Source organism: Paenibacillus sp. FSL H3-0329 (assembly GCF_037963285.1).
Lineage (GTDB): Bacteria > Bacillota > Bacilli > Paenibacillales > Paenibacillaceae > Paenibacillus_AQ > Paenibacillus_AQ odorifer.
In genome coordinates this window covers 2,147,725-2,170,725 of the sequence record NZ_CP150150.1, presented here as the reverse complement: position 1 = coordinate 2,170,725, position 23,001 = coordinate 2,147,725, and the positions used below count along the sequence as shown (strand labels likewise).

Genomic DNA, 23,001 nt, shown 5'->3' with positions numbered 1-23,001 from the left:
AGGAGGAAGATTAGAACATGAGCAATCTTGGAGTATGGGAACCAGCAGAACCGGGAGTTAAACGCTGTATCTTGAATGCTGCAGCCAGTCTGATGATGATGGAGGTTCATTTCGAAAAGGGAGCCGAGGGCTATGAGCATAGCCATCCTCACGAGCAGATGAGCTACTGTCTGCGTGGAAGCTTTGAATTTCGTATTGACGGCGAGAAGCATAAGGTAACCGCGGGGCAAAGTATTGCCATACCGCCAGATGCAAAGCACGGTGTAACCGCATTGGAAGCAGACTCCGCGCTGCTCGATGTCTTTACACCAATCCGCGAGGATCTGCTGAAACGCTAATAAATATATATCTGGCAGCAAAAAAAGGCCCAATCATTCCATTTCTTAGGGAATGATTGGGCTTCTGTTATTTTTCAGCTTGGTACCGTTCCACTTCAAGTGATGCTAATAACAATGGAGCGACGCCCATAGGCACATCCGACAGTACGTCCTCAGAGATATAGTAATCGTATGAGCCATTACGGTCTTTGCTCAGACCCGCTCCATGACAAATCTGGTGCAAGTGAACACCTTGTTCATCCTCTTCAGTCAAATGCGTCAGAATGCCTTCATATCCTTGCAACATCGCCTCTATAAAAGAGGGTTCCAGATAACCTAATCTTAGTCCCTTAGCCATCGCATAAACAAACATGCACGAGCCGGAAGCTTCAAGATAATTGCCTTTTCTCCCCGCTTGATCTAACACCTGGTACCAGAGGCCAGTCTCCTTGTCTTGAACCTCCAGAAGCGCGCCGCACATCCGCTGGAAAATGCCAATGATCGTCCCCCGCTGCGGATGAGTGAGCGGAAAATGCTCCAGGCAATCAACCACAGCCATCGCATACCAACCCATCGCCCGGCTCCAGAAATGAGAGGACAATCCGGTAGACGAGTCAGCCCATTCTTGCTCTTTGGACTCATCCCAGCCATGATAGAGCAGGCCGGTCCGTGGATCGCGGGTCCGTCGCTCGACCAGCAGCAGCTGATGCGCCGCTTCGTCAATCAGTTCAGGTCGTTGAAAGACCTTGCCGTATTCCGCTAGGAATGGCGATGCCATGTACAGCCCGTCCAGCCACATCTGGAAAGGGTATACCTTCTTATGCCAGAATCCCCCTTCGGAGGTGCGGGGATGTCCAATAAGCTGTGCGGCCAGCAAATGGGCTGCTTCAGCATACCGTTTTTCTCCGGTTTTCTGGTATAGCAGGAACAGGTTTTTCCCCTCGTTAATCTGGTCCAGATTATATTCTTCCAGCCTGTAGGTACGGATGGAACCATCTTCTCCAATAAATGTGTCCATATGCCGCTCCATAAAGGAGATATACTCAGGCTGGTCGAGCTGAACACCCGCCCGGGCCATTGCCATCAGCAACATGCCCGGAACATACGCCCATCTTTCCAGCACATATTCATGCTCTCCCTGCTTGTTGCACCCTCCAAGAATCGTATTCGCAATTTTACTGGACAAGCGAACGGTTGTTGCTTCAGTTATAGACATCCTTATTCCTCCTTCGTTTGTCATCCATATGAAGTCTAATCTTATGCTCAGGTGAGCTGCTTGCGCAGCCAGGCAAAGGCTGGTTCACCATGAATCTCATGACCTCCGGTGAAGAAGTCCGCTTCTACCTGTCCGATATGATTCGCCGACCTGTAAATCGTCTGCAACTGGGTTAAAGCAGATTTTGTTCCGCGCGGGCCAAACAGATGATCGGCATCTCCCGATTCGAGGAACAGGCCACGTGGGGCAATGAGGCCCAGTAGATCAGGCATCTCCGCTTCCAGCAAAATCCCTGGAATATAATTGTCAAGGCAATGATTGCGTGTCAGAATACTGTCCACGAAAGTATTGGCATACCCGCTTACGACCGCACAAGCGATTCGTTCGTCAAGTGCAGCTGTGAAGCCAGCTACCAGTCCTCCACCGGAAATACCCATAATTCCAATCCGTTCGCTCTCAACCTCTTTTCTTGTCTGCAAATAATCCAGTGCCCGCATGGTTTCGTAGATACGGTAGCCGGCCATCGTCTTCCCAACCATCAACAATGCTGATGACAGGCGGAAGCAGGAATTACGTCCAGGCTCCCCGCTTGTTAGGTCTTCTTCCAGTCGTCTGTCGCCAAAGCCGAACAGCTCCGGAGCCGCCACTACAAAACCCTGTTTTACCAGTGAAACAGCGAAGTCCTTGTGCAGCCCGGGATCTCCCTGCCGATCCGATCCGTCCGGATTCAAGCCTACGATCTCCCGGCTTCCATAGCCATGTCCATGAATGGCAAGAACGGCAGGGGCAGGGGTAGAGAACGGCTGATCCGGGATCAAAAGATACAGCGGCATGCGCAACCCTTCATAGGTAGTTATCTCTATACGTTCACGGGTATACCCGGAGCAGACTGTACGTTCCAGCAGAACCGGTTGCAGCTCCTCAGCTATTTCTGGAAAGCCACCTAATCGCTCCGTAAATGCTGCGGTAAGCTCATCGCGCCATTGCTGAAAGGGTATATCTTTGCTGAAAGCCGAGTTGCGTTGAGCTGAACCAGATAGTTCTTTCATGTATTGTTCCAGAGGCTCCATCCGAAGTGCTCCTTCCCTTAATATCCTTCAGGATGCCAGCCATCAAGCACGGACAGCACCCTATACTCCGCAGCTTCCTGTGGAATCAGCTGCCGCGACCATGCAGCTCTGGCTTCGGGATTAGCTCCCGGTCCACTGCTGCCATATTCTTCATAGCGGCTAGTTTCCTCCCTGTCCGGCTGCCCCCAATTATGCCAGCCTTCGCCGATAATCGAACTGTCCATGACCGTGCGGATAAAAGCAACATGTGCATAAGGGCGCCAAGGTCTGCCAAGATACACTTCACTTACACCTTGACCGCCAGTAATTTCACAATCGAGGAATACATAACCAAACGATGCGTCTTCAGGCGTTGATGCGGCTGTAATATATCCTCTGGAACGTTTGTTATGCAGCCGGCAACGTTCAAACAAAGCCGTAGCCGCGCCAAAAATATAATCCACATCGCCTTCAATGTAGCATTCGTTATAATATTGCTTCCCTTGCCCTGTATACAAAGTATCCTGATCACCCAGCAGGCGTACACGCCGGAATACAGCATGACCAGCATCAACAAAAGCAGCCACCGCCTGGCCAGTGCCGGGACCTGATGCATTTCGAATGGTCAGATTTTCAGCCGTGAAATGCTCAGCGAATACATTCAAGGTGCCGGATTTGAACGTGCCAAGCGGCTCTCCGTCCGGACCTAAAGTATGGGCGTTGTCTGACCAGGTAATGATGGTGGAATTCGTGTCTTCCCCCAATAGCAGAACCGGAGGCGTTCCCTGTTTCACTGTAATTTTTTCCTCGTAAATGCCGGGTTTGATACGAATCGTCACTTCTTCCTTGTGTTCCTGTGGAATTGAATCCAACGCTGCCTGTAGACTACTGAATCCTTCGTCGACACTCTTAGAGACTGTAATTAACATCTGCGGCTCCTTTCCTATCAACCTGAGTTTATTCTATAATAACCGTAACGCTTCGTAAGAGAAGAGGAGAATTATGACTAGCCTGACTAGCCCCAATCACAAATATCATATTGAAGAAGACCGCTACAGCATCCAACATATGAAACGTAAAGGCATCACTGCTATGCCACGTCCCCACAGCCATAACTTAGCCGAGCTGTACTATCTGATACAAGGGGAGCGGGTATACTTTGTGGACGACCGAGTCATTACGGTTCATAAGGGTGAGCTTATTCTTATCTCCGGCCGGGAGCTTCATTCCACAGCAAGCTCGGAAGTAGCCGAGTTCGAGCGGATTCTGATCAACTATGATCCTGCTCTTCTACCGCCTTCCCTGCAGAGTGAAGCCATCTGGTTTCATGACCGCGGGTACCGCTTGTTCAAGCTGACCCTGCGCGAGCAGGACGAAGCGGAAATCCTAATGAACCGGATGCTGGAAGAATGCCGGTTGCAGCGGCCGTATTACGAAACCAGCGTAATCGCTTTATTCTCCGAGCTGATGATTCTCCTTCAGCGTTCAGAGAGTATCTCACAAGCTGGAGGGACGAAACATCCGCTCCATCATCTAGTAACTGATGTAGCCACCTATATCCGCGATCACTACCGTGAGGCCCTTACTCTGGAAGAGACTGCAAGTAATTTTTACATTAGTCCTTCATACTTGAGCCGGGTATTTCACCGATTGACGGGTTTTCACTTTCGGGAATACATCGTTCATGTCCGCGTAAGGGAAGCCGAACGCCTGCTTGTCGGATCTACAGGCAAAATCCAGGAGATCGCCTCCGCTGTCGGATTTGAACATCTTTCCCATTTCAATAAAACATTCAAAAAATCAACCGGTCTGACCCCGCTCCAATACCGAAAAGAAGCAAGGTCACACCCACGGAAGTTCAAGACGGATTTCCATCATCCATAGAATTTTTTATCTCTCTGTGATCGTCAAATCTTCGGAATTAGTGAGCGTGACGTGGCTGCATCTATGCGCTGTTATCTTCGGCATTTCCGAAGTCTGCAACCGGATACGATCCAGCTTAAGCCCCGTAGCATGCCGCAGCACAATTCCCCGGTCACTCACTGCGTGGAATTTTTCAATGGTTAGATCAGCAAGCGGCATCTCCGGCAGCCCGTTAACCAGTAGAGCGGTTGCCGCACCATGGCACACAATGTTCTTCAGGGTAATCTTCCGAAATTGCGGAGTTTCCTCTGTAACCGAAAATAACTGCTCGTCATACCCTTCCGATCCTTCAACCCCTGCATAGAACATATGAAAGGATACAGCCTCGTGGATGATGCCGGTCATGTTGATATTCTCCATTACAATATCCTCCACCACACCGCCTCTTCCCCGGGTGCTTTTGAACCGCAGGCCGATGTCCGTGCCGATGAACAGGCAGTCACTAACTCGAACTGCATGTACACCTCCGGACATCTCGCTGCCGATCACAACGCCTCCATGTCCATGATATACCGTGCAATTCCGGATGGTAATATACTGGCAGGGCATTCCCCACTTACGGCCTTCCTCATCCTTGCCTGACTTGAGACAGATGGCGTCATCACCCACATCAAAGCTGCTGTGCTCAACTAGAGCATGCGTGCAGGATTCCAAATCAAGGCCATCCCCGTTCTGCGAATACCAAGGATTACGTACCTGAACATTTCGTACGGTAATCTGTTCGCAACCAATGGGATGAAGACACCAAGCAGGTGAATTCTGGAAGGTCGGCCCTTCCAGCAGCACCCGCCGGCAGTTGCGCAGGCTAAGTAACGTCGGACGCAGATACGTACGAGCAGGCAGATAAGCCTCCATACTAGTTTCTCCCTTGTCCCACAGCTTCCGGCAGAAGTCCTCACCTTCCATGGCTTCCCGGGAAGGCCACCATACTTCGCCCTGGGGATCAAGTACTCCTCCAGATTCGATCAAACGCTCCCATTGCTTCTCGGTCATCTTAAACCGCTTCACTGGACGCCAGCCTTCACCGCTGCCGTCGAATATTCCCTCACCGGTTATTGCCACATCGCTTAAGCCTTCTCCATCGAGCGGAGCCTGACAGCGCCAGCCGGCATTCCCCTCATAATGGGAAGAAAGTAGCGGATACAAGGTATGATCAGGATCAAACTGCACCAATGCTCCCTTGTCTACATACAGATTAATTCGACTATGCAAAGTAAGAGGTCCTGTGCGCCAGATACCAGCGGGAATAACAACCTTTCCGCCTCCCGCTGCAGCGCAGGCGTCCAGTGCAGCCTGAATAGCAGAGGTACATAGCGTTAATCCACCCTCTTCCGCCCCATAATCCGTGATTGTAAAAGTCCGCTCGGGAATCTGGGGAAGCTCGGGAATCGGATACGTATTGGTTACAAGATTGCTGCTCATTGAATTTCACCTCCTCCTATTACTCAAGTCCTTCATAGCTAAACCAGTCGAAATCAGCATAGCTTTCGCTCTTTGCACCTTGAGAGCTTGTGTACATCCCGAGGTATGCTCCTGTGAACCCTCCGGCCAGATCGGTGCTGAGCACTCTGCCATCCGTCCGTTCGCAGAAGGCTGTCCACTTGGCGGCTTCAGAAGGTCTGTAATAGAAGCTGTACTCTTGTCCTCTGGCTTCCACCTTAAGCTGTACCTGATCCTGTGGATATGGCACTGACGCCAGCAGCTGCTCGCTGCCCCCCATCCGATGAATCAGCTGTAATACACGTTCGCCTGCCTCCAGCCCCAGTTCATAACGGAAGTGGTGATCCGCATTTTGGAGGAGAACAAGACCAGCCACTTCCCCTTCTGCAGCGGGACTAAACGTCATATCAGTCGCCGCCCTGAAGCTCAAATGCTGCTGGCGTCTACCGATATAAGATGGATTGGCAATCTCCGAGAGCCGTTCTGGCTTCAGGCGAAGCCGCAGAACTCCGGGCTTGTCGGTGAGACTCCAGAATTCACCCCGCGGTGTCCGCAGGAAATTCCAGATCGGTGCCAGCTCATAACCTATAAACTCATCGCGCGCAGGCAATTCCGGCCATTTTGTCTCCGGCAAATCCGGAGCCTCCGTCTCAAATTCCAGCACCCCTTTGCCGGGATTGACCACAGGCCATTCGTTCTCCCAGATTACCGGTGTCAGGAAGGTTTCACGTCCCAGATTGCGGTAATAACCACCGCTGGTTCGTGAAGCCAAGCAGAACATCCACCAGTCACCATGCTGAGTCTCCACTAGCTCTCCATGACCCACATTAACAATAGGATACGCTCTGCCAAGATGGCGATGCGTCAGAATCGGATTGGCTTTATGGCCCTCATAAGGACCTGTCACACTCTTGCTTCTGGCAATCGTAATCGCATGAGTATGCCCGGTTCCGCCCTCGGCAATCAGCACGTAATACCAAGCGCCGATCTTATAAATATGCGGTCCCTCTTGCGCATGAGCTACCTTGAGTGCGCCTTGCCAAATACTATGCTTCGGACCGATTAGCTTCCCTTGGCTGAGATCAATCTCCTGCAGCCAGATATCCATATGCTTCGGATAATCCTGCCCTTCCGGCGGAACACGGTTGCCGGTATAATACACCTTGCCGTCTTCATCGAAGAACAAAGAGGAGTCAATACCGGGTGCATCCTCCAGCCATACAGGGTCAGACCAGTCTCCGGCCGGATCGGTTGTTGTTACATAGAAATTATGCTGGTTCTTGTCATTGTCAATAAAAGTAGTAATCATATAGAAAACTCCCTCATGATAGCGGAGCGTCGGTGCCCAAATGCCCATGGAGGGAATCGAGTGATCCAGATTGAGCTGGGACGGGCGGTCCAGTACATGGCCAAGCTGGCGCCAATTGACCAGATCCTTGCTGTGGAAGATAGGAACGCCTGGGAAAAATTCAAAGCTTGAAGTCACAAGATAATAATCTTCACCAACACGGATAGCGGAAGGGTCAGGATAAAATCCCGGCAGCACTGGATTGCGGAATGTTCTCATTAAAAGTAATCCTCCTCAAAACAATTCAAATGTAAGCACCACCAATTATAGTTCGTATAAGTTTAACTTTCTTGTATTTTCTATGTTCTATTTCTTCATTTTTATACTTTCATGCTATATTGCCCATATTTCACTCCTTGTCAGCGAATAGCCTTTCCCTCTAGAATGGGTGTAATAGGATTTACCTGAAGGGGTGAGCAGCTTGGGAAAAAGAAAGAAATTGTACTCCCGCTTTTTTATGAGCCTAACCGCGATTTCAGTTTGCTGTATTCTAGTACTGGCTGTAGTGATCTTTTATTGGTACCGGAATATTACGATAGATAATGTCAACAAGGCGAACCAAAATGTACTGGTGAATACTGAAACCGTTTTTACAAACTATGAAGAGATCGTCCAGAATTACGCTATGGACTTCTATAGGAATCCAAACATCAACGCGCTCATGATGAATGGCGATACCAGCTGGAGCGATCAGTTGTACAGTGCCCTAAGCCAAATCCGCGGAGCATTGGTTGTGAACCAATATATGGAGAATGCCTACATCATGGGAGTGGATGAGCCTGTTGCCATGTTCGAAAACCTTCCGCTAAGCCCTGAATCCAAGCTGGAGCTGTTCTCGAGAATGCGGGATAACATTATTGTTGAATCACCGTTTCTGTGGGAGGCAACCTTGAATAACGGTGCCCCCATTACCCTGCTCACCGTGTTCTATAATGACCGGGCATTTGCGGATAGCGAATATAATGGTGCGGTAGCGCTGACCGTCAATTTGGGAAAGCTGCAGAATAATCTGTTTACGCAAAAAGAAGGCGAAGCCACCCGTTACGCTGTGCTTGACGGAAAAGCATCGGTGCTCATGCACAGTGCATTATCTGACATCTCTCTGGAAGAGGGCATGTTAAAGCAGGTGGTGTCCTCCACCTCTGAGAGAGGCTCTTTTGTCTATAGGGGAGGTGAAGAGCCGCAGCTGATTACTTATGTATATTCTGCAGCGGACAAGCTGTGGTTTGTGTCGGAGACTTCCTACAAGGATAGCATCCGTGATATCTCCAATGCCCGCAATCTGATGACTGGCCTATGCTTGGCCTTGATTGCCGCCGCATCTATAACCGCCAACCTGATCTCGCGGCGGATGTATAAGCCAATCGGCCGGCTGTTCGGCAATATCGCTCATCTATCTGGCAATGAAGAAGCGCTGAAAACCGGTGGCGATTTCGATACCGTAAGCCAGGAGCTCGAACAGATTGGCGTTAAGCTGGAGCAGCTAAAAAAAGAAAGCGATGATAGCGCCTTGATGCGGTGGCTGCTTTCCCCGCAGAGAACACCGGAGAACAGCAGGACACCCCTGATGAGTATAGCCGCTGCTGGGGGAGCATATTGTGTATGCGTGCTGGCCGCTCTGGAGCCCGAACAACCTGAAGACTCCGACTTCCGGCATACCTTTGAGGAAAACATACAGCAGATTGAACATGCCTTCTGTGAACTTGCAGCCATTCAATCCTTCCGCCCGCATCAGGGCACTGCTGTGCTGATTCTGAGCGAGCTTCACAGCGGCAGCTTCGGCGATTACGCTTTGTACCGCGGCAAATGGGAAGAAGTCGCCGCTCAGCTGCAGCTTTCCGGAGCCTGCTGCGCCTTCGGAATCAGCGGGCTGACGGATGATTTAAACCTACTGAGGGCTAAATACAATGAAGCTGCGGACTGTCTGCAATATAATAAATTTCATGTGCAGCAGAACATCATCTTTGCCGATGATACGATCCATCTGAACAGCAGCCCAATGCCCGACAGTGCCCTTGAACCGGTACTGCAAGCCGTTAAGCAGACGGAACTCTCTAACCATATTCCGCAGGCAGTGGAGAGATTGCTGGCAGTAGCCTGCAGTTACCGTGTCGAGCCTGCCACCATCGCTTTATCGAGACTGGTCTTTGAGCTCAGTCGCACGGCTGAGCTTAATGCAGACGTCCAGCATTCCGGCTTTCTAGATAATTACCAGCATATCTGGCAGATCCAAAGCTATGACAAGCTATGGAATTGGATTGTAGACAGCTGTTATACCGCCCACGAGCGCATTGCCAGCATGAGTGCTGTACAGACCAAGAGCATTGCTGGTGAAGCCATTTGTTATATCAGAGATCATTATGATGACTCCAGGCTCTCCCTTAATGCCCTTGCCGACAAGCTATCGCTAAGTCCCGCTTATCTCAGTAGACTTATTGCCGACGAAGTAAACTGCAGCTTTCCCGATTTCGTTAACCTGCTGCGTCTGGAGCAGGCGCAGATGTTATTAGTCACAGAGCTTGGCTTGGATATCCGGGAAATTGCCGAGAAAGTGGGCTACAACAGCAGCACCTATTTTACAACCCAGTTCAAAAAGCGTTATGGGGTTACACCTTCCAAATGGAGAATGAATCATATTCTGCAAAAACAGAATCTTCCTGATTGACCCGCTAAAAGTAAGGAACAAAGGGGATGTCCCGGCAGCATTTTCATAGCCGGAGACATTCCCTTTTTGACTTTCTATGAATAATCCCTCGCGTCGCATATACTATGAGATTTCCCTTTAAATCAGGCTTTTTAGCACCTAAAAAACAAAAAAGTTCTGTTTTTTTCGTTTTTTTAAGCCGTCCTTTTCCGCTTTTTTTAACTTTTTTCCGTTTATTATGATAGCGTTTACATTCCGGGTGGATTTATGATTTTCATGTAAAGCGTTCTCCTAAAACAAGGGACGGAAATGACAACGCTAGTATAAAGGAGTGGACTGTTAATGATGCAAGAGGCTACATCGGAGACACAAGGAATGCCAAGTCCGGGAATCAGGACGGCCAAAGCCAAGAGCTTCCGTAAATCCCTAAGGAAGGACAGCTCGCTTTATTTGCTCGCTCTTCCGGGAATCGTCATTCTAATTCTTTTTGCTTATCTGCCGATGAGTGGTCTGATTCTCGTCTTTAAAAATTACAACTTCAACGACGGAATCTTCGGCAGCCCGTGGGCCGGCTTCTCTAATTTCGAGTTTTTCTTCTCTAGTATGGAAGATTCTCTTAGGGCTACACGCAACACGGTGATGTTAAATGCGCTGTATATGCTAACCGGCACGTTTTTTTCAGTGGCCATCGCCATTATTCTAAATGAGCTGCGCAGCAAATGGTTTATCAAAATCACGCAGAGCGTCATGTTTTTCCCGTATTTTATTTCCTGGATTATTATCGGAGCCATTCTGTTCTCCCTGCTGGATTACGACAAAGGCATTATGAACCAGTTGCTCCAGACATTCGGCTTCTCTCAGGTTGACTGGTATTCCAGCCCTTGGCTGTTCGTAATCATTCTCGTGCTAGCGAATATCTGGAAAAGCGCTGGTTACGGCGCCATCATCTATTATGCGGTGCTGCAAGGCATCGACACTTCCTATTATGAAGCTGCAAGAATCGATGGTGCCTCCAGATGGCAGATTATCACCAAAATTACGGTGCCAATGCTGATTCCGTCGATCATTCTGATGACGCTGCTGGGCATCGGGGGCATGCTGAAAGGCGATCTCAGTATGATTATGGGGGTAACGTTCCTGAATCCGTTGCTTCTGCCGACTACCGACATTATCGATGTGTATGTATACCGCACAGCCATCCGTTCCGGTGAATTCGGCTTTGCTTCAGCCATTACGCTCTATCAATCCGTCTTTGGTTTCATTCTGGTGCTGGTGGCCAACAAATTAGCCGGCTGGTATGACAAAGACAGCAAACTATTTTAGGAGACTGATAAGATGCAAACTACCGAAAACAAAGGCCTGCTCATTTTCTTTTACATCTGTATTGCCGTATTTTCAGTAATCTGTCTAGCGCCGTTTATTCTGGCAGTATCCGGCTCATTATCTACCGAATCCAGAATCGCCGCGGAAGGATATTCGTTCTGGCCCAGAGGCTTCACCTTTGAAACCTATGAATTCCTGTTTGGCTCCAAGGCGCAGCAGATTCTGCGGGCGTATTCCATGTCGGTGATCGTTACGGTGCTGGGTACCGTGTCGGCCGTATTGGTGACCACCGCTTATGCTTATGTCATATCCGTTAAAGGCTTCCGGCTCAAAAATTTCTTCGCCTTTTTCGCCTATTTTACAATGCTGTTCAGCGGAGGAACGCTGCCATGGTATCTGCTTAGCACCAAATATTATCATTTGGGCGATACGCTCATCGGCCTGTTCATCCCTTATGTGCTAAGCGTCTTTCTGATGTTTCTCATGGCTAACTATTTCCGCAGCATCCCGCATGAAATTGTGGAATCTGCGCAAATCGATGGTGCCGGACATCTGCGTATCTTCTTCAGCATTATGATTCCGCTGGGCCGCGTCGGACTGGTCACCATCTCGCTCTTTTACGCACTGCAATTCTGGAATGACTTCTATTTGCCACTAATGCTGGTATCCGATCAGGATCTCTATACGATTCAATATTTGATGTACAACATGATGGCGAACATTCAGTTCCTGGCTTCCGGCAACGCTGCTCAAATTGGTGGAGCTATCATCGCACCGCCACTGGAGACAGCCAAAATGGCAATGACCTGTCTGACCGTTTTGCCAATCGCCATATTATATCCTTTTCTCCAGCGCTTTTTTGTCAAAGGCATTATCGTAGGTTCAGTCAAAGGCTAATTTCCAGCAAAGATACCAAATTATGTTCGGTTGCACCGGGTTTATGCTCCCCTACTTCTTGATGTACAATGGGACTTAAGGGAGCTCGACCTTTGCAATAGATGCCTCAAACATTATGATTCTATTTCAGGAGGGTTCATCATGAAAAAGAAAAAAGGTTGGTTAAGTTTGCTCCTAGCTGCGGTGTTCTTGGTAAGTGGCTGTGCTCAGGGCAACAATGAAAGCGCTCCCCCTAGTTCTGGGACTGGAAATGAAGGTACCTCTTCCTCTACGGATAGCGGTAGTAATGACGGCAGCGCCTTGACTCCTGCCAAATTGAAAATTGTGCTGTACGGGGATGAGTCCAACCGGATGAAGGAACTAGCGAAGACATCGTTCTACGACACTATTAAGAAAGAAATCAATGCTGAGGTTGAATTTCAGTTTCTTCCTTGGACCGAATATGGCGGCGGCAAAACTGACTTAATGCTGTCTACGGGAGAAGACTTCGCAACCTATACAGATGCCAATTACATGGTAAAATCTGTGGCAAAGGGGCTTTATGCCGACCTCACTCCGTATGCCGATGCAGCAGCTGATTTGAGTAAAAATGTGGACGAGGCCTCCTTCAAAGCCTTTCAGCTGGAAGGCAAGCAGTATGCGATCCCCGTCGGCAACAAACCGAATTCTGCGGAATTCTACAGTGCGCTAGTTAGACAGGATTTGCTTGAAGAAGCCGGCATGACACAGGTCACTTCACTGGGGGAACTAGAGCAGTTCTATGATAAGGTCCATGCCATTCATCCCGAACTGATCGGGTACGCCAACACCGATGCGCGCAGACTCCTACAATATGATTACACGGACAAAAACCTCTATTGGCAAAATGATTTTATTGCCCTGGATGAGTCTGTGAAGGATGATCAAATTATTAGCTGGTTTGAAACCGAAGAGTTCAAGAGTTATGCGAGCCTTATGCACGGCTGGTATGAAAAAGGAATCATTCCGAAATATGCCGCCACCAATGTTCCGCAGCTGCAGTCTGACTGGAACTCCGGTAAAGCGATGTTCTGGGCCGGCACAGCAGCACGCCCATTCGAAGGTGCGGCAACCATCTCACAAGCAGTGCCTGATGCCAAACTGGTCAACTATTTCCTCGGCAGCGGCCGTCCAAAAATCAGCCGCGGCACTTACAGCACCGCCTTTTTCGTCTCCACCGCAGCTAAAGACCCTGAACGTTACGTCATGTTCTTCAATCTGCTGCAAAAAAACCAGGAGCTGTACGACTTGTTCGCCTACGGGATAGAAGGAACAGACTATACGCTGGATGAAAACGGGCGTTTGACTAAAATAACCACTGATTCGCTGATCCCTGACTGGCTGCTGATGAACAAAAACTTCATGCGTTTCGATAACACGGTACCGGACGAATTCATTGCAGAATATAAAGCTTGGGACGATGGAGCTATCATTTCCAAAGGTGCCGGCTTCAACTTTGACAATACACCCGTCAAGAATGAAGAAACGAAGCTGAACGGCGTATTCACTGAATACCTCGCTCCGATCGGCAGCGGCTTCAGCGATTATGACACCGCCTTCCCCAAAGCGCTGGACAGACTAAAAGCAGCGGGAATAGACAAATATATCGCTGAATACCAGAAACAATTTTCCGAATGGTACGCTAAGCAGCAGTAAGCACCGCCGCGGCAATTATCATACAGCTCAAGAAGCGTGTCTCCATTAAAGAGCACGCTTCTTTTGGCCTTCGAACGACGTAGCTAACAGGCAGAAAAGCGTAATAGCATGTCCGATATTATGGTACAATTTGTAATACTAAGGCGGGGTGAAAAACTTTGAGGAATATTGTTAATGATACTCAGTTTCTCAGTGAAAGAGCTACGATGATGTACTATTTTCAAGATGAATTTTACAATCCTGAGAAAACTGAAATTTTTTATTCACCATCAGGGAAGTTTAAACTTGAAATCCATCACTATAACCATGTAGAAGGTATTATTAGATATAATTATACAAAAGGAATTATTACGGATAGTGAGCATAAAACCATCGACATAATATATAGAAACTTCGGCACATTTCTATTCAGTTGGTTAGAGATAAATGGCATAGAATATCTTTTAGGTGGGTTAGATTATCAAGGGTATTCAATTGTTAATTTATCAAATAAACAAACCAAACATTATGTTCCTGAAGAGGCATATAAAGGTCATGGATTTTGCTGGGGGGAAATAATATATTTTCAACAAAAAAAATTAATAGTGATTGATGGATGCTATTGGGCATGTCCTTATGAACTTGTTTTTTATGATTTTTCTAATCCGATGAATATGCCATATAATGAATTATTTCGCGTGGAAGTTGACAGTATAACAAATTGGGATAATTGGAAAGATTACTGTAGGGTTAGATATCTTGATGGGGAAAACAACGAGAAAGAATTTGTATTTTAGAGACTACACTAACGGAAAACGATAGTGGGGGAGCTTCCTATAAGGTAGCTCTTCTTTTCTATTAAACAAACCGGTAACAACTAAGGGAATATTGGAGGAATACTTTTATTGTAATTAATGATCGAGTGTTGCCATTTATAGGTAAATACTATAAATATTATCCCTATTATATATTAGACCAATAAACGCCTATAGCGCTATTATGTTATTTATAATAATAACGTGGAGGGATGATCTGATGTCTATTTATGATTTTCAAGCAAAGTCAATTCATGGTGAGCCTGTTGAATTGTCCATTTATCGTGGAAAAGTTCTGCTTATTCTGAACACTGCCAGTAGGTGCAGCTATTCTCGCCAATTACCTGATCTTCAAAAACTTTACGAAATTCACCATGAGCAAGGGTTTGAAATACTTGGTTTTCCTTGTAACCAATTCAACGAGAAGGAGCCAGAAAGCAACTCGGATGTACATGAATATTGTGAGAGCAACTTTGGAGTTAAGTTTCCTTTATTTGAGAAAGTTGAGGTTAGGGGACCGTCTGCCCATCCTTTATTTCAATATCTAACACAGCAAGCACCATTTCAAGGATTCGATACTGAGACATCAGGCGGTAAATGGATGCAGGATTTTCTGCAGGAAAAGTATCCGGACATATATGCCGGAGATGGGGTTAAGTGGAATTTTTCGAAGTTTTTAATCGATAGAAACGGTCATGTATACGGTAGATACGAAACAATGACTGAACCCTTTGACATAGAGCCATTTATTGAATCACTTCTTTTAAAGTAAATGAATCCGATTGGTAATTTAACCAACAGAGAACGATAGTTTAACATAAAGGGGTTACATATTAGGCATGCAAAACATATATAGACCCTCTCCATTTTTTATCGGATTACTTCCTTTATTTATGTATATATCTTTGCTGCCTGACGACGATACCGATTTCTTTCAACTGAAGCACCATCTTTTTGACTTCAATAAAAAGACAACCTTCTTCAAGAAGGTTGTCTTTTATGTGATCAAGCGCTTGCTTGTAAGCTAGCAAACTCCCCATCGTAAGTTCTTATTCACTAATCGCTGCGTTGTCGTATAAATCAACCAATTCGGCGAAGGAGGTAATAATGACATCAGAGCCCTTCAGCTCATCCTGACGTCCGAAGCCTGCATAGGCGCAGCCGATTACGGTCTGGCCATTTCCTTTACCTGCCTGAACATCAGAAGAACGATCCCCAACCATCCAGGCACTGCTGATCCCATGATTATCCAAAAGAATGCGTAGCAACTCGGTCTTAGTCGCAGTGCCTTGACCTCCCGCACTATACAATCCTTCGAACAACTCCTTAAGCTCATGTACCACAACGATGCTGTGAATGTAATCCTCCAGTCCGTTGCTAGCCACAAACAGCTTCACTCCGCGCTCTTTAAGCGCTGTCAGTGTCTCAACCACCTGTGGATACAGTAGTGTGCCTCCGGCTTCAAGCCCTTCAATCTCCAGCTGCAGGAGCAATTCATCCGCCCGGCGGTGCACGGCTTCATCTGCTTCAGGCATAACATTCTTCCAAATGTCTGCCAGCAACATTCCTAAGCAGCCTAGAATACGTTCTTCTGGTGGTGTAGGTCCTACGTATAGTCCCTCTTCCCGCAAAATATCGAACATTTTATGATATGCAGGCAATAAAAGACTTTCAGTCTGGAACAATGTTCCATCCATATCAAATACAATCGCTTCTGGCTTGTTCAGTTTCGCATGAACCACGTTTTGTTCCGTTCCTTGTACTTCGTTACTCATCTGTTGTTCCTCCCCATTCTGTTCTACTTCAGGTAAGACATTCATCTGTGCGATATTTCCAGTACAAGCCCTATGATATATGAAATCGCTTTGTAATGTCCATGCTCTTAACTTTTTCTGTTGCAGTTTATATTTCGTTGTGCTATATTTCAATATGTAATATTACAACTTGAAATATAAAGGAGAAATAACCATGTCAAATCCATTAATCATACGCTTCCTCAAGCAGCCTGCTACCATCATTGGAATTATAACTGCACTGTTGTTCCAAGTTTTTTTCAGCTTAATTTGGATTACAGGGTACGATCATGTAACGGATCGGGTAGATCAGTTGCCCATTGCTATTGTTAATGAGGATGGTACAAATGCCCAGCCTATAGTCGATGGGATTGCAGGATCACTTCAGTTCGTAACCAGACAGGATCTCCAACTAGAAAATGCAAAAGAAGCACTTGAGCATAGAGAAATCCGCATGATTATCAATATTCCCCAAGGGTTCACTGGACAGATCAGTAATCCATCTGCAAAGACTGAACTCCACTACTTCTTAAATGAATCTAATCCGCAGATGGTCAGCAATGTCATGCAGACGGTAGCACTTAAAGTCACGGCTGCAATGAACACTCAAAGCAGTAATTCAGCACTAAGCCACACCTTGGATGCTATGAATCTGCCGCAGGCACAAGCGGAGATCATCAAAAGTGCTGCAAGCAGCCGCATTTCCGCCAACGTCGAAATCATTAACCCTACAACTAATTTTGCACAAACTATGGTTCCCTTAATGATCGTTACCGCCTCATTTACCGGTGCTATGTTACTCGCGATGAATCTCCATAAAGCTTCCTCCAACTTGTCTGGACAATTTAGTAAATGGAATCGCTTTGCAGCCCGATTTGTCATAATGGGTGGAACGGCTGTGCTTATCTCACTAGTGGGAACTATCATGGTTAACTCACTCGGTATCCACTCTAATCGTGGCTTTCTGCTTATGTGGCTGTTCGAGTTCACGGTAATTCTCTCCTGTATGATCCTTGCTCAGTTTAGTCTGCTGCTCCTCGGGGATGCTGGCGGCTGGCTAAATATTGCCCTTCTCTCCATGCAAATGCTAGCGTCCGGAGCAACTATTCCACGCGATGTGCTTTCACCTTTTTATAACTGGATCGGTCCCTTTTCGCCCGCTTACTATGCAGTTAATGGTATGCTCGACCTGGTTATCGGGGGTAACGGGGTATGGAAAGATATGTTCTATTTACTCTGTATTGGGGCAACAATTGCTGTATTAAGCGTACTTGTCACTTTCCTTCGTAAAGAAACTCGGATCTCACGAGAACAAGAGCCCGTGTCAGTAAATGCGTAATTATACAGTTTGCCACTCCGGCTATGCCATTTCAAATTGAGAGCGATATGCAGTTGTGATATGGTAGGAAGTGAAAGAAAGGAGCGGCAATGATTTATGAACATACAAGATGTTATTCTGGGGATTTTAAGCGAAAACCCTCATTCTGGTTACGAGATAAAACGACATTTCGAGGAATACTTCTCATTTTTCTTCGATGCCAGCTATGGCACGATCTATCCTACCCTAAGCAAGATGGAAAAGCTGAATCTGATCACTAAAGAATCTGTGCGACAGGAAGGCAAACCCGACAAAAATGTATTCACCATTACCTCTGCCGGCTTGGATCAGTTCCACACTTATCTACAATCACCAGCCGAAAAAGATGTTCTGCGTTCTGACTTTTTTATGCACCTGTATTTTGGGGAAAAGACGGACAAAGAGAACATAGATAATCTGCTTCGGCAAGCATTGATAGAAAAGCAGGCAATGTACGACGATCTGGAACAGAAGTTGAACCAGCTAGATTACAAGTTATCTTCCTACCAGAAGTTGTGCATGGAGCTAGGCCTCGTACAATATGATGCTTTTATCAAAAAAATCCAAAGTGTGCTAGAGTCTAAATAAAACCCGCCTTCGAAAGTACACCATAAAAAAAAGAACCGGTATTACAGGCACATCTTGTGCTTGTAATACCGGTTCTTTTTTTTGGAATCATATGTGGTATATGGATTATGCTCTATCAAAGCTTGCAATAAGTTCATCAAGAACATCTTTGCTTACCATTTTACCTTTGAAATTGATCAGGTTTTCTGAGCTTCCGGAGAAGATACAAGTTGGCTCATATTTTCTAAGGATAATCTTTTCAGCGTCTACAAAAATTTCGAGCGGGTCTTTTATGTCGATTCCCATTGTTCTACGCAGTTCAATAGGAATTACGATACGTCCCAATTCATCCACTTTTCTTACTATGCCTGTTGCTTTCATCATCGTACATCCTCCCTTGAAGTCACATTTATAATCATTCTTGCTAAAAGCTATGTACGCTTCTATATGATAGTAATGATTACGCTACTACCTAATTCTAAAGTTCTATTCATTTCCTGTCAATTATTTTTCTACATTATATGATATTATTCGACAAAATTTCGACAATGTATGATATCTGTTGAGCACCAAGATATGAAGCCGTGTCAGAACACAAAAAAATAGGGGGCTTCTCTGGAATGTCGAAATCCACCCAGAATGTAACCCTACTTGATGACAATTCTACCCTAAAATACCTTCGTTAATCTATTTGTAAATCTTGTCACTCCGCTTATCCGCAATCACAAGTAGGAAATTGTCGAAAACTAGCAAGAACGCTACTCCGTCATTTACCCAGATGTTTAGTAAGTCAAACTTAAATAGGATCTATCATTGGAATAATAATTTCGCTATGAGTAGTGTGTGTATCGAATCCTCATGTAAATACAAGGCTGATGATATCACTGTAGTGTAAATACGATGAATCCGGAAGTCGACTAACGAGGGGCTATCAAAGAAGTTATTAATGGAGGGTATTCTAAGTGTTTGATGATTTTTGTCCCCCATTAAGAGAGTAAATAAACTATAGAATTATAAAGTTCTCCGATAAAGGTTTCATCAATCTGTTTAATATTGATAATACGTTCCTGGCATAAGCCATTTACAGCAAAAGTTGCTTGAAAGTAACCGTTTAATGGTTCAATGTCTATTTCAATATCCGTTTCTATTTTATCCGAAATATCATAGCCATATAAGACATATATCGCGATATCGTAAGATTTCTTATTCAGAATTAAGGAAAAATAGGAAGATGTCTGCGCTGAGTTTGTCTCAGGAACATAGTCTATTCCGTATAAAACTCCGATAGGGTGATTCGATGCAAAATAACTGTTATAGTTATTATTTTTAAATTGCCCTTTTAACCAGAGAATAACTTCAAAGTCAGTGTCAGCAGGGATGTAAATAGAAACCATTGGCTCTTCGATCAGCAACGGGGTGCTGTTAAGTGTGTAAATGTTGTGTATTTTGAATAAGCTATGCCATAACTTAATGTTAGTACACTGATTGTTAACTATCTTGTTCATATCTTTTCCTTGATAATTGTCAATAAACACTACATTTTTATTGTATTTCGAAGCAATCCACTGTAATTCAACATAAGCATCAGGGTAAAGATCTCTGCTGATCACAACGAGAGTCTCAATATTTTCATTGTAAGCCAATAGGGCTGCATCAACAGCATCATAAGCCGACTCAGCGGGAACGACAATTTCACCGTGTATGTTAACGCAAAGATTCCGATTGTCCAATTTGCATTTTCCGTTCACATAGCATACTAATATATCACTTATCCAATCAGGGTCAGCATAGCAAATAAACAAGTGTTTATCGTCCCTATAGTTATTTGCCATTTTCGACAACATGAGTTTTATTTGCTGCAAGTTAGTTAGGTGAGATTTACCAATGAGTTCACATACTTTGGCTGTAATCATGGGCGCGGCAAAGCTGTTCGAGTTGCTGCACTCTTTACCATTCAAATGATGTCTAGCAAAAGCCGTAAATTCTATACCGTCGATGATATTATCATTGAGATAAAACTCCCCTTCGTGCAGCGTGTTGCTTACCTCTCTCTTAACACCTATAACGTTTGAAAAAGAAGCTGGATATGTAATATAATCATGATTACTTGCGGCACTTACAATAACTAAGCCTTGACCAGCAACCTTGTTTATAACTCTCTGCGTTTCTAATAAATCCGCTGAGCAATGGCTTCCCAAGCTGATATTTACAACTTGGATATCATTTTGAACGCACCATTCTAGTGCACTATACAACTTCTGGATATTTCCCCTTAAGGTATCAGACAATATCTTCAAGCTATACATATAGATTTCCGGATAATAGTGCTTAATTATGCCTGCGCAGATGGTGCCGTGAGTTATTCTTTCGGGACTGTCTATTGTATAAGCGTCTATTGTGAAATCTTCATTGAAGATCAACTGTTGAACAACCGGTTCACCTAGCAAATATTCGTTGATACCATCATCAATCACGGCAATTTTCACTTTAGCTTCGATGTTCATCATCTCCTTTTACAGATCGACAAAAATAAAACCGCCTCATTGGTCACAAATCCATTGACCCAGGCGGTAGTCATGATTAAAAAAGTGATTAATCATTTAATTAAACAGGTTCTTTTTCCGCAGCATCGAATCCAGACTAGCTTGTAGCACACTATTTAAATACATGCTATCTTCTTCACCATTATTGGAGTTGTCAATAAATAACCCGAATTGTGATAGGCTAGAGCTGCTACTTAATTTACTCAACGAGTCTAACTGCTCCGCCTTTCTTTTTTTTTCTGCCTCTACTTCTTTATTAATCTTCTCCCGCTCGGCAGGTGTTAAATAATCACCAATCACCCAAAAAGTAGCTGTTCCATCCGGATGTATAATGACGCCACTGGCATCACCGGGTTTATCATTAGCGCTGGAAGCAAAATGATCCTGAATAATTGCTTCTACCCTTTTTTGCATTTGTGGATCTGTTGCCGACTGATTCAGTATATTTGGAGCAATGGTTACATTCCCTTTGCCAACACTACCAGAGTATACACTTTTCACTGCTTCATTGTTCTTTGGTATGGCTTGAACGTTGATTTTAATGTCGAATTTTTTTTCCAATTCCGTCAAAACCGCTTCCGAACTCGATGTCGATAGCGCGTCTTGAAATGAAATCTCTGAACTCTTATTTTTCTGGATTACCATTGCAGCCCCCGCACGATTCAGGCTACTGAGTGAAGCTACATTCAACAACTTAAACCAACTCCCTTATTCTTTTTTCCTGTAGAATGCGGCAAACTGTATTATTAATTCGATCTAGGCTGTTGAAGCATCCATTTAATATATCGGTTTCCGGAATTTGTATTTTTAGTTTTTCCTCAATATGTACAAATAGAACCAACAAATCCCGTGGTGAGAACTGCATCGCCTCGCCCAATAAATCTTCATAGAAGTAGTTTTCATTAAGCTTGATCTTGTCCATTCCCATTACGTCGAATAATATTTCGTTTATCTGTTCACGCACTTGATCCAGATCCATAAATATCACCCTTCTTTTATACGATTTGCATATTTTCCTGTAACAATAGAGCTTCACAGCATTCTGCTAATTTCAAAGTGTCTGTCCCATTTAACGAATTAAACAGAGGAACCTTTGACTCTAGCGATATTTGTGCAATTTTTTCATCAACCAACTTAGAATCAACCGTAAAAAACTTCAATTCTTTATCCTGTTTGCTTCTGCCCGTATCAAATTTATGATTTGACATATTAAAACAATCAATATCAAAACCTAATTTATGCTTTGTTGACACACATATCTTATCGAGAAACTCTCCATTAAAATCATCATAGGTCAAGTTCATAATACCGACATCCGGATGGATTGCACTAGCCGCCTCGAATGCAGTAATACCAAATCTATTGGTAAACAGATTATTATATACCATTGTCCCGCCTGGAATTCCGATAATCATTACATCAGGTCGTTCGTTCAATTCAATATATTTACAGAAGTGATTAAAAAGAAATATTTTATCTATCTCCGCTTCTTTATGATTAAACATAAAATCAGGAAAAGAATGAAATCCCATAATCTCACAATAAGATTTTGTCCCAATTTGACTTACTTTGTACCCTTCTTTCAAGAAATAATCCCTTAGGCTAAGCTGAACATCAAATTTATTGGATTTTTCCATAAGACTCGCCACGCAGATTATCGGAACATTAATATCCAGCAGTATTTTCTCAACGAGTTCTACTTTCGTTCTGTCAATGTCAATTCCAAAAAAACTTGTGAGTTCCACATTATTTTTCAGGCATACCTTCTTTACCATTTCAACTTCATGATCAGCACATCTGTTAAGCAGAACAATATCTTTCCCCATCTCTGCGGCTTTGATAATTGTCGGGAACACCACTTTTTCAAAACTGCATTCAAATTCACAAATCATTAACACATCAAATTCATCATCTGAAAAAGAATCTTTAACTTTTATACCCACATCCTCACCATAATAGCTGTACGCTGCATCTTTTTCATTCAGTCCAAAACCTAAAGGTGCCATTAATGAAACAAGCTCAAAGTTGCCCAGTAAATTGGAGAATCTGACGACCGGACCGAAATCTGCATGATATGGATAAACAATTGCTCTTTTTTTCACCATTGTCTCCCCCA

Annotated in this window: 21 protein-coding genes; 10 read left to right on the top strand and 11 right to left on the bottom strand. The window is 45.0% G+C overall.

Going from position 1 to position 23,001, the window contains the following annotated elements; translation table 11 throughout:
* Positions 1-17 precede the first annotated feature (17 nt).
* Positions 18-338: a cupin domain-containing protein gene (locus NSQ66_RS09280; protein ID WP_036683993.1), complete on the top strand. Its 321-nt coding sequence runs from the start codon at positions 18-20 to the stop codon at positions 336-338.
* A gap of 67 nt (positions 339-405) precedes the next feature.
* Here NSQ66_RS09280 and NSQ66_RS09275 read toward each other — a convergent pair whose 3' ends face one another.
* The 3 genes from NSQ66_RS09275 to NSQ66_RS09265 are packed head-to-tail and all read right to left on the bottom strand — an operon-like array spanning position 406 to position 3,511.
* Positions 406-1,533 carry a glycoside hydrolase family 88 protein gene (locus NSQ66_RS09275; RefSeq protein ID WP_036683994.1) on the bottom strand — a complete coding sequence of 376 codons (1,128 nt, stop codon included), beginning with the start codon at positions 1,531-1,533 and terminating at the stop codon, positions 406-408.
* Positions 1,534-1,580: 47 nt separating this feature from the next.
* A complete protein-coding gene (locus NSQ66_RS09270) occupies positions 1,581-2,603 on the bottom strand; it encodes an alpha/beta hydrolase family protein (protein ID WP_036683996.1) in 1,023 nt (340 codons plus the stop codon).
* A 17-nt stretch (positions 2,604-2,620) separates the two neighbouring features.
* A complete protein-coding gene (locus tag NSQ66_RS09265) occupies positions 2,621-3,511 on the bottom strand; it encodes a pectinesterase family protein (RefSeq protein WP_036683998.1) in 891 nt (296 codons plus the stop codon).
* Positions 3,512-3,584: 73 nt separating this feature from the next.
* On the opposite strand from NSQ66_RS09265, the gene NSQ66_RS09260 reads away from it, so the two are divergent.
* Positions 3,585-4,466, top strand: a complete 882-nt coding sequence (locus NSQ66_RS09260; RefSeq protein WP_076140860.1) for an AraC family transcriptional regulator — start codon at positions 3,585-3,587, stop codon at positions 4,464-4,466.
* A gap of 6 nt (positions 4,467-4,472) precedes the next feature.
* Here the strand turns inward: NSQ66_RS09260 and NSQ66_RS09255 are convergent, their stop codons facing one another.
* Together NSQ66_RS09255 and NSQ66_RS09250 are read right to left on the bottom strand one after the other, a co-directional pair.
* Entirely contained in the window at positions 4,473-5,927 is a 1,455-nt protein-coding gene (locus NSQ66_RS09255) for a glycoside hydrolase family 28 protein (RefSeq protein ID WP_038569644.1), read from the bottom strand.
* A gap of 19 nt (positions 5,928-5,946) precedes the next feature.
* A complete protein-coding gene (locus NSQ66_RS09250; protein ID WP_076140858.1) occupies positions 5,947-7,512 on the bottom strand; it encodes a glycoside hydrolase family 43 protein in 1,566 nt (521 codons plus the stop codon).
* Between the two features lie 202 nt (positions 7,513-7,714).
* Between NSQ66_RS09250 and NSQ66_RS09245 the strand changes: the two genes are divergently transcribed.
* The 6 genes from NSQ66_RS09245 (at position 7,715) to NSQ66_RS09220 (ending at position 15,397) form a co-directional block, all read left to right on the top strand.
* Complete coding sequence (locus NSQ66_RS09245; RefSeq protein WP_076140857.1) at positions 7,715-9,958, top strand: helix-turn-helix domain-containing protein; 2,244 nt, start codon at positions 7,715-7,717, stop codon at positions 9,956-9,958.
* A 321-nt stretch (positions 9,959-10,279) separates the two neighbouring features.
* On the top strand, positions 10,280-11,260 hold the full coding sequence (locus NSQ66_RS09240) for an ABC transporter permease subunit (protein ID WP_051491306.1): 981 nt from the start codon (positions 10,280-10,282) through the stop codon (positions 11,258-11,260).
* A 12-nt stretch (positions 11,261-11,272) separates the two neighbouring features.
* Positions 11,273-12,157, top strand: coding sequence for a carbohydrate ABC transporter permease (locus NSQ66_RS09235; RefSeq protein WP_036684008.1), 885 nt, complete (start codon positions 11,273-11,275; stop codon positions 12,155-12,157).
* Positions 12,158-12,298: 141 nt separating this feature from the next.
* The gene (locus NSQ66_RS09230) at positions 12,299-13,831 is read left to right on the top strand and encodes a DUF3502 domain-containing protein (protein ID WP_076140855.1); all 1,533 of its coding nucleotides are present in this window, start codon (positions 12,299-12,301) and stop codon (positions 13,829-13,831) included.
* A 158-nt stretch (positions 13,832-13,989) separates the two neighbouring features.
* Complete coding sequence (locus tag NSQ66_RS09225; RefSeq protein ID WP_094902492.1) at positions 13,990-14,607, top strand: hypothetical protein; 618 nt, start codon at positions 13,990-13,992, stop codon at positions 14,605-14,607.
* A 238-nt stretch (positions 14,608-14,845) separates the two neighbouring features.
* A complete protein-coding gene (locus tag NSQ66_RS09220) occupies positions 14,846-15,397 on the top strand; it encodes a glutathione peroxidase (protein ID WP_076140853.1) in 552 nt (183 codons plus the stop codon).
* A gap of 277 nt (positions 15,398-15,674) precedes the next feature.
* Here the strand turns inward: NSQ66_RS09220 and NSQ66_RS09215 are convergent, their stop codons facing one another.
* The gene (locus tag NSQ66_RS09215) at positions 15,675-16,400 is read right to left on the bottom strand and encodes an HAD hydrolase-like protein (RefSeq protein WP_076140852.1); all 726 of its coding nucleotides are present in this window, start codon (positions 16,398-16,400) and stop codon (positions 15,675-15,677) included.
* Between the two features lie 193 nt (positions 16,401-16,593).
* Here NSQ66_RS09215 and NSQ66_RS09210 point away from each other — a divergent pair, with 193 nt between their 5' ends.
* Positions 16,594-17,757, top strand: a complete 1,164-nt coding sequence (locus tag NSQ66_RS09210) for an ABC transporter permease (protein WP_051491309.1) — start codon at positions 16,594-16,596, stop codon at positions 17,755-17,757.
* Between the two features lie 96 nt (positions 17,758-17,853).
* Entirely contained in the window at positions 17,854-18,363 is a 510-nt protein-coding gene (locus NSQ66_RS09205; protein WP_076140850.1) for a PadR family transcriptional regulator, read from the top strand.
* A gap of 105 nt (positions 18,364-18,468) precedes the next feature.
* Here the strand turns inward: NSQ66_RS09205 and NSQ66_RS09200 are convergent, their stop codons facing one another.
* The 5 genes from NSQ66_RS09200 to NSQ66_RS09180 all read right to left on the bottom strand — a co-directional run bounded on the left by NSQ66_RS09200 (position 18,469) and on the right by NSQ66_RS09180 (position 22,990).
* On the bottom strand, positions 18,469-18,726 hold the full coding sequence (locus NSQ66_RS09200; RefSeq protein WP_036684015.1) for an AbrB/MazE/SpoVT family DNA-binding domain-containing protein: 258 nt from the start codon (positions 18,724-18,726) through the stop codon (positions 18,469-18,471).
* A 602-nt stretch (positions 18,727-19,328) separates the two neighbouring features.
* The gene (locus NSQ66_RS09195) at positions 19,329-20,849 is read right to left on the bottom strand and encodes a S8 family serine peptidase (protein ID WP_080742448.1); all 1,521 of its coding nucleotides are present in this window, start codon (positions 20,847-20,849) and stop codon (positions 19,329-19,331) included.
* Between the two features lie 93 nt (positions 20,850-20,942).
* Positions 20,943-21,578 carry a DUF6033 family protein gene (locus NSQ66_RS09190; RefSeq protein ID WP_036684019.1) on the bottom strand — a complete coding sequence of 212 codons (636 nt, stop codon included), beginning with the start codon at positions 21,576-21,578 and terminating at the stop codon, positions 20,943-20,945.
* Between the two features lies 1 nt (position 21,579).
* Positions 21,580-21,864, bottom strand: a complete 285-nt coding sequence (locus NSQ66_RS09185; protein WP_036684022.1) for a hypothetical protein — start codon at positions 21,862-21,864, stop codon at positions 21,580-21,582.
* A gap of 16 nt (positions 21,865-21,880) precedes the next feature.
* Positions 21,881-22,990 carry a TIGR04066 family peptide maturation system protein gene (locus NSQ66_RS09180; RefSeq protein ID WP_179087771.1) on the bottom strand — a complete coding sequence of 370 codons (1,110 nt, stop codon included), beginning with the start codon at positions 22,988-22,990 and terminating at the stop codon, positions 21,881-21,883.
* Positions 22,991-23,001: the final 11 nt, after the last annotated feature.

What these genes read in the sequence shown, in the direction of transcription:
- NSQ66_RS09210 (WP_051491309.1), top strand. Translation starts at nt 16,594, where the DNA reads ATGTCAAATCCATTAATCATACGCTTCCTCAAGCAGCCTGCTACCATC.
- NSQ66_RS09280 (WP_036683993.1), top strand. Translation starts at nt 18, where the DNA reads ATGAGCAATCTTGGAGTATGGGAACCAGCAGAACCGGGAGTTAAACGC.
- NSQ66_RS09230 (WP_076140855.1), top strand. Translation starts at nt 12,299, where the DNA reads ATGAAAAAGAAAAAAGGTTGGTTAAGTTTGCTCCTAGCTGCGGTGTTC.
- NSQ66_RS09265 (WP_036683998.1), bottom strand. Translation starts at nt 3,511, where the DNA reads ATGTTAATTACAGTCTCTAAGAGTGTCGACGAAGGATTCAGTAGTCTA.
- NSQ66_RS09200 (WP_036684015.1), bottom strand. Translation starts at nt 18,726, where the DNA reads ATGATGAAAGCAACAGGCATAGTAAGAAAAGTGGATGAATTGGGACGT.
- NSQ66_RS09250 (WP_076140858.1), bottom strand. Translation starts at nt 7,512, where the DNA reads ATGAGAACATTCCGCAATCCAGTGCTGCCGGGATTTTATCCTGACCCT.
- NSQ66_RS09240 (WP_051491306.1), top strand. Translation starts at nt 10,280, where the DNA reads ATGATGCAAGAGGCTACATCGGAGACACAAGGAATGCCAAGTCCGGGA.
- NSQ66_RS09215 (WP_076140852.1), bottom strand. Translation starts at nt 16,400, where the DNA reads ATGAGTAACGAAGTACAAGGAACGGAACAAAACGTGGTTCATGCGAAA.
- NSQ66_RS09180 (WP_179087771.1), bottom strand. Translation starts at nt 22,990, where the DNA reads ATGGTGAAAAAAAGAGCAATTGTTTATCCATATCATGCAGATTTCGGT.
- NSQ66_RS09195 (WP_080742448.1), bottom strand. Translation starts at nt 20,849, where the DNA reads ATGATGAACATCGAAGCTAAAGTGAAAATTGCCGTGATTGATGATGGT.
- NSQ66_RS09235 (WP_036684008.1), top strand. Translation starts at nt 11,273, where the DNA reads ATGCAAACTACCGAAAACAAAGGCCTGCTCATTTTCTTTTACATCTGT.
- NSQ66_RS09260 (WP_076140860.1), top strand. Translation starts at nt 3,585, where the DNA reads ATGACTAGCCTGACTAGCCCCAATCACAAATATCATATTGAAGAAGAC.
- NSQ66_RS09270 (WP_036683996.1), bottom strand. Translation starts at nt 2,603, where the DNA reads ATGGAGCCTCTGGAACAATACATGAAAGAACTATCTGGTTCAGCTCAA.
- NSQ66_RS09220 (WP_076140853.1), top strand. Translation starts at nt 14,846, where the DNA reads ATGTCTATTTATGATTTTCAAGCAAAGTCAATTCATGGTGAGCCTGTT.
- NSQ66_RS09275 (WP_036683994.1), bottom strand. Translation starts at nt 1,533, where the DNA reads ATGTCTATAACTGAAGCAACAACCGTTCGCTTGTCCAGTAAAATTGCG.
- NSQ66_RS09205 (WP_076140850.1), top strand. Translation starts at nt 17,854, where the DNA reads ATGAACATACAAGATGTTATTCTGGGGATTTTAAGCGAAAACCCTCAT.
- NSQ66_RS09255 (WP_038569644.1), bottom strand. Translation starts at nt 5,927, where the DNA reads ATGAGCAGCAATCTTGTAACCAATACGTATCCGATTCCCGAGCTTCCC.
- NSQ66_RS09185 (WP_036684022.1), bottom strand. Translation starts at nt 21,864, where the DNA reads ATGGATCTGGATCAAGTGCGTGAACAGATAAACGAAATATTATTCGAC.